9 protein-coding genes are annotated in these 12,048 nt (G+C 40.5%); all 9 read right to left on the bottom strand.

The annotated features are described in order from the left end of the window. Positions 1-30: 30 nt before the first annotated feature. The gene (locus tag AB840_RS04495) at positions 31-1,320 is read right to left on the bottom strand and encodes an MFS transporter (protein ID WP_048513640.1); all 1,290 of its coding nucleotides are present in this window, start codon (positions 1,318-1,320) and stop codon (positions 31-33) included. A gap of 81 nt (positions 1,321-1,401) precedes the next feature. Further along, positions 1,402-3,084, bottom strand: a complete 1,683-nt coding sequence (gene ilvD, locus AB840_RS04500; RefSeq protein WP_048513641.1) for a dihydroxy-acid dehydratase — start codon at positions 3,082-3,084, stop codon at positions 1,402-1,404. A gap of 483 nt (positions 3,085-3,567) precedes the next feature. Beyond that, positions 3,568-4,884 (bottom strand): MFS transporter, encoded by a 1,317-nt coding sequence (locus tag AB840_RS04505; RefSeq protein ID WP_200809883.1) that lies wholly within the window; start codon positions 4,882-4,884, stop codon positions 3,568-3,570. Between the two features lie 5 nt (positions 4,885-4,889). Continuing rightward, the gene (locus AB840_RS04510; RefSeq protein ID WP_048513642.1) at positions 4,890-6,881 is read right to left on the bottom strand and encodes a YjhG/YagF family D-xylonate dehydratase; all 1,992 of its coding nucleotides are present in this window, start codon (positions 6,879-6,881) and stop codon (positions 4,890-4,892) included. 113 nt (positions 6,882-6,994) lie between these two features. After that, positions 6,995-8,266 carry an MFS transporter gene (locus AB840_RS04515; RefSeq protein ID WP_048513643.1) on the bottom strand — a complete coding sequence of 424 codons (1,272 nt, stop codon included), beginning with the start codon at positions 8,264-8,266 and terminating at the stop codon, positions 6,995-6,997. Positions 8,267-8,284: 18 nt separating this feature from the next. After that, the gene (locus AB840_RS04520) at positions 8,285-9,598 is read right to left on the bottom strand and encodes a nickel pincer cofactor-dependent isomerase, group 22 (protein ID WP_048513644.1); all 1,314 of its coding nucleotides are present in this window, start codon (positions 9,596-9,598) and stop codon (positions 8,285-8,287) included. 60 nt (positions 9,599-9,658) lie between these two features. Then, the gene (locus tag AB840_RS04525; protein WP_048513645.1) at positions 9,659-10,546 is read right to left on the bottom strand and encodes a dihydrodipicolinate synthase family protein; all 888 of its coding nucleotides are present in this window, start codon (positions 10,544-10,546) and stop codon (positions 9,659-9,661) included. 22 nt (positions 10,547-10,568) lie between these two features. Further along, the gene (locus AB840_RS04530; protein ID WP_048513646.1) at positions 10,569-11,729 is read right to left on the bottom strand and encodes a UxaA family hydrolase; all 1,161 of its coding nucleotides are present in this window, start codon (positions 11,727-11,729) and stop codon (positions 10,569-10,571) included. Positions 11,730-11,732: 3 nt separating this feature from the next. Further along, the coding region (locus AB840_RS04535; protein WP_236684546.1) for a UxaA family hydrolase at positions 11,733-12,048 on the bottom strand (316 nt) is incomplete at its 5' end.

The following is a 12,048-nucleotide window of genomic DNA, read 5'->3' on the forward strand; positions in this document are numbered from 1 at the left end:
TATGTATCCATTCCTTTCAATAGCGTCAACTTATTTTACTTCTTCTTTTTTTTGAAATACAGCAAAAAGCACCAAAGACAACAAACATCCTAATAATACTGCCGCTCCCATAAAATATAGACCGCTGGTAAAACTTCCCGTATAATCTTTCAGCCATCCAATCGTAATCGGCGCAACAAATCCACCCAAATTCCCAACTGCATTGATAAATGCAATACCAGTAGCGGCGGCTCCGCCCACCAAAAATCCAGTGGGAATTGTCCAAAATACAGGCATGCATCCATAAAAGCCAATCGCACTGATAGAAATAAGCGCAATAGTAATAAACAGATTACCTTGTAAAATACCACACAATACCAAGCATCCGCCAGCAAGTACCATCGCCCCAATCATATGCCATTTACGTTCCAGATGTTTATCGGAACTCCAGCCAATAGCCAACATGCCGATAGCAGCTACAACAAAGGGAACTGCACTGATAAAACCAATAGAGGTCGTTGAAAGATCTCCATATGACTTAATAATTTGGGGCAGCCACATATTTACGCCATATACACCAATCACCTGTGATACGTAGATAATTGCCAAAATCCATACTTTAACATTCAACAGCGCTTTCCACATAGAAACCTTTTCTTTGGATTCAATTTGCTGCGCTTCACGTTCTAATTCACCATTCAAGAAGTCTTTTTCTTCCTGCGTTAACCACTTGGCTTTAAACGGATTATCTGTCAAATAGTAGAATGCAATAATCCCAACAATAATAGTGGGAATTCCTTCAAGAATAAACATCCATTGCCATCCCGCGATATTCAACATGCCATCAAAGGTTAAAAGCCATCCCGATACAGCTGATCCTATCATTAACGCCAATGGCTGAGCAAACATAAATCGTGAAGTGATAGAAGCTCTATATGCTGCGGGAAACCATTTTGTTAAATAAAAAATAACCCCGGGGAAAAAACCAGCCTCTACGGCACCCAATAAAAACCGTACAACAAGAAATTCGGTCACATTAGTTATAAAAGCCATTCCCACAACAATACATCCCCATACACTCAATAACAATCCCAGCCAAATCCTGGCGCCATATTTTTGCAGTCCCATATTACTAGGTACACCAAACAAAAAATAACCAATAAATAATATTCCTGCACCATACCCAAAAGTAGTGGCTGTCAGTCCCAAATCTCTATTCATTTCTAATGCTGCAAATCCTAAATTAACACGGTCCACATAGTTCAGCAGATACGCTAATACCAAAAAGGGGATAAGACGCAATGTAACTTTTCTAAACACACTTGCTTTAAACTCTTCCATAATGCATTTTCCTCATACAATATATTGATAATCAACCATCTTATCTTGCCGGCTTATTCAGTAATGAATATGCTCTGACTTCTATATCTTGTCATAATTTAAGACCGCTCCTTTAGATCCCGAAGAAGCCAGCTTACAATATAATCCCAAATACCCTCGTTTAAATTTCGGTTCTGGCCGCTGCCATTTCTTTAAGCGCTTCTGTATTTCTTCCTCACTAACAAGTAAATCCAAACTTCTCTTTTCTACATCAATTTCAATAGTATCGCCATTTTCAACAATAGCAATGGGACCGCCTTCTGCCGCTTCCGGGGATATATGCCCAACAAAGCATCCGTTATTCGTGCCGCTGAAACGCCCATCTGTAACTAAAGCAGTCGTTTTAGCCAAACCGCGACCATATAAGTATTTCATAGCTTTAAACATTTCGCGCATTCCCGGACCGCCTTTAGGACCTTCATACCGGATTACAACAACGTGCCCATCATGAACTTTTCCAGCTAAAATAGCTTCTTCGGCCGCCTCTTCTGAATTAAAACAGATTGCGGTTCCTTTAAAATGCCGCAAGCTCTTATCAAATGCACCTGGTTTAGTGATCCCCGTATCGGGAGCCAGATTTCCTCGTAATACAGCAACGCCGCCTTCATATCCAAAAGGCGAATCTATAGACTTTATAATATTTTCATTACCTGGGTACTGATATTTATGAGCTTGAATGTTTTCCATTACCGTACGTGCCGTAACAGTCATTACACCGGTATCCATAAGAGAGTGCATTTCTTCCAGTAATTTGCTTACTCCGCCTGCCTGATAAAAATCAATCATATTATATTCAGATGCGGGATTAATTTTAGCCAATTGCGGAGTTTTACGGGAAAGTTCATCAAATTCCTGAAGAACATCCATCCCTACTTCTGCTTCATTCGCAATCGCAGTTAGATGCATAACCGCATTCGTACTGCCACTCATGGCCAGGCAAACCTTAATGGCATTTCTGATACTGCCCTTGGTAATAATTTGCCGTGCCGTAATATTTTTTTCTACGAGCTCCATAATTTTTATTCCCGTACCTTCAGCAATCGCTAATCGGGCTGCGGAATAAGCGGGAATAACACCACCATCAGGCAACGTCATTCCTAAAGCCTCTGATAAAGAACACATGGTATTCGCAGTACCAAGATAGGAACAGGAACCACAAGTTGGACAAGACAAATTTTCTAATAACGTATACTCGTCTTCTGTGATCTTGTTCGCACTTAACATTCCCAGCGCCTCTGCACTCGAAGTCTGATCTGATTTGCGCCCATCAAATACAATACCGCCTTCCATCGGGCCGCCGGGAAGTAAAATACAGGGGATATCCAATCGGGCTGCGGCCATTAGCATTCCAGGCACAATCTTATCGCAAGAACCCAACAGCACTAACCCATCAAACAAATTAATTTGTGCCATTGATTCTACGGAATCAGCAATCAATTCACGAGACGGTAATATATAGTGCATACCATCATGCCCTTGTGCAAACCCATCACAACCACCAATCGTCCCAAATTCAACAGGCGTGCCTCCGGCTCGATAAATTCCATCTTTGACTCGTTGTGCCACCTGCCGCAAATTAAAATGCCCTGGAACACATTCACTCCAAGCATTTGCAATTCCAATAATAGGCCGTTTCAAATCATCTGTGGAAAATCCCATAGATTTATACGTTGCCCGATAATATTGATTATGCAATCCCTCTAAAATTTGCTTACTTCTTTTCATTTTTTCTCCTCCTTATTCTTAAATACGTTCTAAATCGTATATACGTATCTTATTTTTAGTATATATGGGTAAATTATAAATGTCAATGAAAGATTTTATTCATGATTTATAAGCATTGTTTTACGTGAATTTATACACTTAATTCATAGTTATATGCTTGTATTGGTTCATATTTATTTTGCCTGCGAAAAATGTATCTATAAAAAAAGGCTAAGAAAATCCCAATTAAGAAGAGATTATCTTGGCCTTTTAATTTGATATATTTAAAAAAAATATATTAGTGAATTTTATATACAATATCATTGATATTAGGACGTATAAATGCGCTATCTTTGCTGCAAAAGTTCAAACACTTTACCCCCAAAATACAAGCAGGTATCTATACAGCATAAAAACAGCAAAGACTTGCAGCCGATATTACTCTCCTAAAAAGCATGCGTCGGATGGTATTATGCTGCATATTGGGCGCATCATTGATATTATTTAGCGACATACGCCCTGTATCATTTCATCTTCTCCAACTTTTTTATTCAAATTAATAATAAGTGGAAATATGCTAACGCCTAATGCAAACGCCAAAAACAAAATAATAGCCCAATAATAGCTTCCTGTAGCCATTACAATAACACCGACCAAAATAGGTACAATTGCCCCCCCAACATTCCCCAATGTATTCATCGCTCCTGCTACAATGCCTACATCATCTCGCTGAGATATTGATGCAGGCATACTCCAAAACGTACAGCCAATCCAGCGTTCACAAAACATCGCAAAAGACAGATACCCAATCGCTAAATCAATAGTTGCTGCATTACTTAAAAAATACATGGAAATAGCCATAAGGATTCCTAAAATTCCCAATGTCCATTTGACAACTTTATTAGAATCAAAGCCCTTAGTTTTTAGATGGTCAATCAAAAATCCTCCAAATAATTCACCAATTACTCCCACACCAAAAATAATAAAAATAGATGTTCCAATTTTCAAAATATTAACATTAAATACTTGAGACAAATACATAGGTCCCCAAGTCATCAATCCATACCAGAAACAATCATAACAAATAAACCCCAATGTCATGCCCCAAAAGGTGAAGCTTTTCAAATATCTGACTAGTCCAATAGAATGTTTTTTATTAGTACCACTGCCGCCTTCATATTCTTCTTTCAACGCTGATTGAATATACTCTCGTTCCTCTTTATTGATCCTTTTGCTGGTATCTGGATCAGCATGCACAAAAGGATAACACAAAAGGACAATAAGCGCAGTCAAAAGGCCGGCTCCCATCAACGCCCCCCGCCAGCCGCCAAACCAAGCTAAAAAAGCAACAATCAGAGGTCCTCCAATAGCGGTTCCCAACGGAGAGCCAGCATCAACAATAGCAGCCCCACGAGTTCTTTCATTTTTAGTTAACCACACAGATTGAAGTTTGCTGCTGGCAGGATAAATAGGTGCTTCAGACGCCCCCAACAGTGCCCGTACTGCCATAAACGCAGTACTGCTATGAAGAAATCCCGTAATAATTTGAAATGTGCCCCATAATAAACCAGATCCAAGAATGGTCTTCCCTGGTCCAAATCGATCAGCAAACCACCCAGCTGGGATTTGCATCACCGTATATCCCCAAAAAAATGCACTTAAAATAATTCCCACCAGTTCGGGTCCAAAGTGAAGTTCTTCTTCAATGGCAGGCATACAAATTGAAATAACTGCCCGGTCAATATAGTTGACTGTACACAAAGCAAATAACGACGCAAATACCATCCATCTTACTTTTGTCGGTTTATTGGATTGTTCCACACAACTCACCTCATTCCAGTATTATGTTCTAATCCCAAAAATCTCTTTCCCGCTTTTAATACCTTGATGATTTGATCCACATCATACACAGAACCATTCCATGCACCACCGCTTACATCCTGCAACGCTGCCCATAAGCGTGTATCATCTGGTAAATCCGCATCAGGCCGTACCTTGGGATTTGTTTCTCGTCTTGCTAACTCTGTTGCGCCTTCTTCATATGTTAGCTTGTTTTCTTCCGTACCAATAAAATTGAGACTTCCCTCCAGATTTATGGTATCCACAACAATCTCTACAATATCACCATCTCTTAATTTGCCAATAGGACCACCCGCTAAGGCTTCAGGACCTACATGACCAAAACAAGCGCCGGTTGATACACCGGAAAAACGAGCATCTGTAATAAGAGAAACATGCTTGCCAAAAGAAAGGTTCTTTAAAGCTGACGTCAATTGATAGGTTTCCTCCATTCCAGTACCTAATGGACCGCCACCCATAACGACCATAATATCGCCCGCTTGTATTCTTCCTTTTTCTTTTAATGCTGCAATCGCAGCTTTTTCTGACGTAAATACTTTGACTTTTGCTGTATGTCTAAAAACCTTATCACTGGATATTACACTAGGATCTATCGCTGTAGATTTAACAACAGATCCCTCCGGTGCTATATTACCAACAGGAAACGTGACTGTAGACCCAATTCCCTTTGCCCTTGCTTTCTCTGGTGAGAAAATCACCTCATCCGGATCCAGATTATCTACTTTTTGCAGCCGTTTCCGGCAAGAGTCTCTCCGTTCAGAATCCTTCCACCAGTCAAGATTTTCCCCTAATGTACTGCCAGTAACAGTCATAACATCTTCATGTAAAAGACCTAATTCGCGTAAATGAAGCATGACTTCTGGTACCCCGCCGGCCAGGAAAACATCTACCGTAGGATAATTCACTGGCCCCATAGGAAGTACGCTTACCAACCGAGGAACTTCCTTGTTGATGCGAGCCCAATCTTGAACAGCAGGGCGCTTACAGCCGGCTGCAAAAGCAATGGCCGGTAAATGAAGCAATAAATTCGTAGAACCACCAAAGGCTGCATGAATCATCATTGCATTTTCAATTGCCTTATCAGTCAATATATTTTTAGTATAAATGTGCATTTTTTCCATTGCCATTGCTGCTAAAGCAGATTTTCTGGCTAAATCCTTCCAAATCAATTCCCCTGACGGCGCTAAAGCAGAATGTGTCAATGATAATCCAAGTCCTTCCGCAATAACCTGAGACGTTCCGGCAGTTCCCAAAAATTGACACCCACCGCCAGCACTTGCACAAGAGCTACAGCCTACCCGGACAGCTTCCTCCAACGAAAGTTCGCCATTGGCATACCGAACCCCAATAGTTTGTACCGTTCCTAAATCTTCACCCTGCTTAGGCATCAGCGTCGAACCTCCGGGAATTAAGATGGTGGACATATCATGCATACTAGCTAACGCCATCATCATGGCCGGTAATCCTTTATCACAAGACGCTGCGCCAATAACAGCTTTACGTGTTGGAATAGACCGAATCAGACGCCTCATGACAATGGCAGCATCATTACGATAAGGCAGAGAATCAAACATTCCGGTAGTCCCCTGAGAACGTCCATCACAGGGATCCGTAACAAAAGCAGCATGAGGAACCAATCCCATATGCTTGATCTCATCCGCCGCTTCCGTCATCTGAATATCTAATTCAAAATGTCCCTGATGCAGTCCCACGGCAACGGTTTTTCCATCGGTCGTATGAATACCGCCATTGGTACCAATAATTAGTACATCTCCATTGGCCAGTGTATCCGGCTCCCATCCCATACCAGCATTGATGGTCATACCAAAAATATTTCCGCTTGGCAATGTCTTTAATAGCTCTGGCGTAAGCGGTAATTTACCAGCAGGCCCTTCGGCATGAGTCATAATATCATATATGTTTTCAGGCTCATTAGTATATAATTCTCTGACAGACATTTCACTCACCCTTTCATGGCATACTCAAAGCAGGAGACTATTATCACGGGATTTAATAAAACAGCCTTCTATTTTGGCATGCAAATAACACGTCCCTATTACAAATGCATTAATTACTCTTTACCTTCTGTCTTTTTAGGCAGCGTAAGGGTAATCAAAAACCCAAGCAACAACATAGCTGCTAAAAAATAAATTCCTGCAAAAACGGACATAAACTGTGTAGTAAGCCAGCCAACAATAAAGGGGCCAACAAAACCACCTAAATTGCCAAGTGCATTAATAATGCCTAAACTGCCGCCAGCAACTTTTGCAGGAAATAACATGGTTGGAATAGTCCAGAAAATGCCGGATGCACATTGCAAAAACAAGCCACACCCTACCAGAAAAGCAAACGATACCCATGTATATTCTTTTAAAAAAGCAGAAGCCAGAAAACAGGCAGCAAAGCCTAATAAAGGTAACGCAACATACTTTTTACGATTCCCACTTTTATCTGAAAGATGTCCAAAGATGTATAAGCCCGCAATACAGGCAAAATAAGGAAGTGTCGAAAGAAAGCCAGTACTAGTCATTCCTGAAGAAGTCAAATCGCGAATAATCGTAGGCAGCCACATAGCAAATCCATAAATTCCGGTTTGATAGGCAAAGTAAATAAGAATCAACTTCCACATATTTAAACTACCAAAAATAGTTCCAAGCGACACAGAACCGCCGACCTCTTCATTTAATTCATTTTGTTCTGCCGATAGCTTTGTTTCTAGATACTCCCTTTCTTCTTTGGATATCCATTTTGCCTCAGCCGGATGCTCACTAATCATCGGCCACCAAACAAAAATCAACAAAAAGGAAATAAGTCCTTCAACAATAAATACAGAACGCCAGCCATATTCGGTAACCAGATATCCGGAAATAGGCCCTGTAATAATAGACGCAATGGCTATATTCATAATAAAATATGAATTAGCCCGACCACGTTCATCTGCTGGGAACCAGTGACTAATAACAACCAGAATGGCCGGCCACACACCGCCTTCAGCTACGCCAATAAGGAAGCGAAGAATCAGCAGATGTGTCGCCGTATCAACAAACCCTAACAGCACACACATCAGACTCCATGCCAATATAGATACAGCAATAAATTTTTTGGCATGACCAGCTTGAGCCAACGCCCCCCCTGGAACCTGTAATACCATATAGCCAATAAAGAAAATCCCCGCCGCCAATCCCGAAAGCGTTGCCGTCATCTGCAAGGCTTCATTCATGCCGCCAGCCATAGCAAAACCAATGTTTGTCCGATCCATGAAACCAAAAATATATACTAAAATCGTGGGAGGAATAATACGTATCCATCTTTTTTCTGGTATCTTTCTAATCATTTCCGTCATATACTCACATCCTATCCATTAAAATAAATTGCCTTTATCATCAAATTGCATGGGCGCCAATGTTCCAATGACTTCCAATTGCTCATGTGCTTCTACTTCAGGAAGTAAGATTTCTGATACTTCAATTTCTTGAATCTCCATTGTATTTTTTATACGTATAATGCGAGGATATTTCTTATCTGCGCCTGCACAGGTTTTAATAGCCGTCTGAATCGCTAATTTATCATTGGAAGTATAAAAGGGCAATTTCACCATTTCCAAAAGCGTGGAGGTAATCGCATTCGGATACGCCATTTCGTTAATAATTTTATCAACGCAGCGCTGTGTGGTCACATCAGCCAAGCCTAATCCATTCGCATTGCCATGTGTTTCTTCTGTTAAGTCCAAAACAATAACACGTTTAGCATGAAAATTTCCTATCCGCGGTTCAGAACCGTCCGCTCCCCGGGGAACTCCAGTTTCCTTCGGCAACGTTCCTGAAACATTGGGATCCATACCATCACCACTAATATTTTTTCCAATTTCATCTACAATAAGCACATCGGCATCATCAATAAGAATATGACCCATAATATTCTTGGCTTCTTTGAGCAAATCCGGCTCTTGTCTTAAAATTTCTTCTGGCGTAAGCGCTACAATTTTGTAGGTCTGATCATACGCATTTTCAATAGATCCTACACCGCATATAACAGGTGTATTTTTCAGGATAATCTTGCCGTAGCGCTGCAAATTTTCTGCCATATTGCTGAATCCCTGCTCATGCACCCCTTCCGCCCCATGCTGTTTCCCCATGCCAATCACGGCCATTTTCATAAGACCACTTTCATAAGGGCCAACAAATTGCGTATGTGCCTTAATGCGGCCGACTAAAATGATGCCATCTGCTTCTGCCGCATATTTATCAATAAATACAGGACGCCCATCATCAGTTATGCCAATTTTCTTGGTCTCCATAGACGCCTTAATAGGACAGCCCATCGCCGCTTCTGTTACCCCATATCCATTAACAATTTGAAGTTGTCCTTCTGCTGTTGCTCCGCCGTGACTTCCCATAGCCGGAAAAATAAAAGGATGTCCGCCTTTTTGTTTTACATATTCAACAATAGCTTTGATAATAATATCAATGTTCGCAACGCCTCTGCTGCCGCAGGTAATGGCAATAGACATTCCGGATTTGATCTGTGAAGAAATATCTTCCTGCTGCAGCTGTTCCCAAACAACGATAGGAAGGTGCTCTGATGCAATGTATTCTGAATTAAAGTGTTGTTTTATCTTTACCATCTTAGGAACCGGAATATCCTGACACAATTTTTTTATCACGTTGTCATCCATAATTTAAAACCTTCTTTCCTTATCATATCTGACATGCTCCAATTTTTATCATATTTTATTTTATCCAAGTGTTTTTAAAATAACTTCAATTTGTCTTATTTGTTCCGGTGTAACTGGAGCAAATTCAATACAATGTTCAGAAATATCCAAGCCGCGCAGCATCATGGCCTTTTTCATAGCAGGTATAAACGGTTCATCAATCGTATAGAAAGGCATTAAAGCATTAATCTTCTTTTGACATTGTTCTATGGCAGTTACATCTGTATTATTAATCGCCTTTACCCAAGCCGCACATAGCTCCGGAGCGATATTTGACAGTCCTCCAATACATCCATTACCACCACTCAACATAGTATGCACCATGTTTTCATCAAATCCGGAATAGATAATGAAATCAGGAAATTCATTTTTTACCGCTTCAATAATGCTTCGGGTATGACTGAATGTATCAACAGTATCTTTATAGCCAATGATATTTTGATATTTTCGCAGTAATGTAACTGTAACCGCAGGTGTCATATCATATCCAGAGCCACCTGGATAGTTATATATAAAAATAGGGCCGTTTATGTAAGGAACAATTTGGTCATAATAGGATTCAATCTGCCGTTCACCCATCGAAAAATAGTAAGGGCCAATAATCATAACAGCATCAGCCCCTGCCTGCAGGGCATAATTAGACAAATCAATTGTTTCCTGCACACTCATACAGCCCGTTCCAACATAACAGGTAACCCGCTTCCTGATGTGTGAAACCGCCAGATCAATCAAATGCTTTCTTTGTTCTATTGTCATGGCAAAAAACTCACCAGTGCTCCCCATCACAACAATTCCATCCATACCACTATGAATAAGATAATCATACACAGCCTTGTTTGCCTGATCATCAATATTTCCTTGTTTATCAAATGCCGTAATAACAGGCGTTAAATATTCCGCTTTTTTCACTGAATAGTCTCCTCCTTATGCTTTATACATAATTACAAACACGCGCAATTGCAATTTCCATATATCCTAATACTTCTGATTTCGTTTGCTTGCCATTCGCTGTTTCTATGGTTTTATTCAATAGTTCTTCACCCAGCTTTTCCACAGTTTTTTCACCATAAATTAATGGACTGGCATTAAAATCCATATTATCTTCCATATTGGCATACGTAATTTTATTTCCTGTAATCTTGATAACCGGAACAATAGGATTTCCCATCACATTACCGCGGCCAGTCGTAAAAGCAACAACTTGACAGCCTCCTGCTACCATTCCTGCAACAGAAGAAAAGTCATTGCCAGGTGTATCCATAATGACCAGCCCTTTTTCATCTATTTGCTTTGCATAATCATATACGGCATTAATAACACGATGTCCGCCTTTATGAATACATCCCAATGATTTTTCTTCCAGAGTAGTGAGCCCTCCTGCTTTATTTCCAGGCGACGGATTGCCTTCCCGTACTTCTTCACCAACAAGCTGTAACGCTTTTTCATATCTATTGACAATATCAAAAATACGCTGACGTACTTCTTCATTTTTAGCTCGCTTAGCCAAAATATGCTCGGCACCAATAAATTCTGTCGTTTCGCTCAAAATAGAAGTGGATCCCAAATCCACCAATCTATCACTAAGTTCCCCTACGACTGGATTAGATGCCAATCCCGAAGTAGGATCTGAGCCACCGCAATTCGTGCCTACGATGAGATGCGAAATATCAAATTTTTCACGTTGTACCATACTGGCTTCCTGCACCATTTCCTTCGCATATCGTACCGCTTGCTCAACGGCTTTAATCGTACCGCCGGCTTCTTGAATAATGACCTGCTTAATAGGCTTATTCGTGTGTTCTTTAATCGCTTTTACGACTAAGTCCATTTGACAGTTTTCACAGCCCAACGAAACCACAACCGTTCCATAAATATTCGGATTAGCAGCAAATCCAGCCATCACATCCATCGTAAACTGTTGATCAGACGGTACCTGCGAACAACCATTTTGATTATTAAAGGTGACAGTTCCGCCGACCTGTTGTGAAATAATTCTCGTAGTATCCGAAGCACACACACTAGCTGGCAAAATTAACACGTGATTACGAATTCCAATCCGCCCATCCGGGCGTTTGTATCCATAAAAATTCATTTTTCATTCCCCCCTATGTTGTAAATCTTCTCGAACACTTTTTACATTATGGACATGAACATGTTCCCCTTTCATAATAGGCCTTGCTGCGTGGCCAATGTGCTGACCATACTTTATAATGGGTTGATCTTTAGCAATATCATAAATAGCAAATTTATGATAAATTTGAAGGTCTTCGATCGCTTCTATTTCATCAATTTTCTTATTGCCATTGACATACCTAATCACTTCTCCTTTTTTTATCGATTCAATGGCTACTCCGACATTATCTTCCGCATCGATAATCATTCCATTTAGCATATTTTTATCTCCTTTATAC

This window comes from Megasphaera cerevisiae DSM 20462 (assembly GCF_001045675.1).
Taxonomy (GTDB): Bacteria; Bacillota; Negativicutes; order Veillonellales; family Megasphaeraceae; genus Megasphaera; species Megasphaera cerevisiae.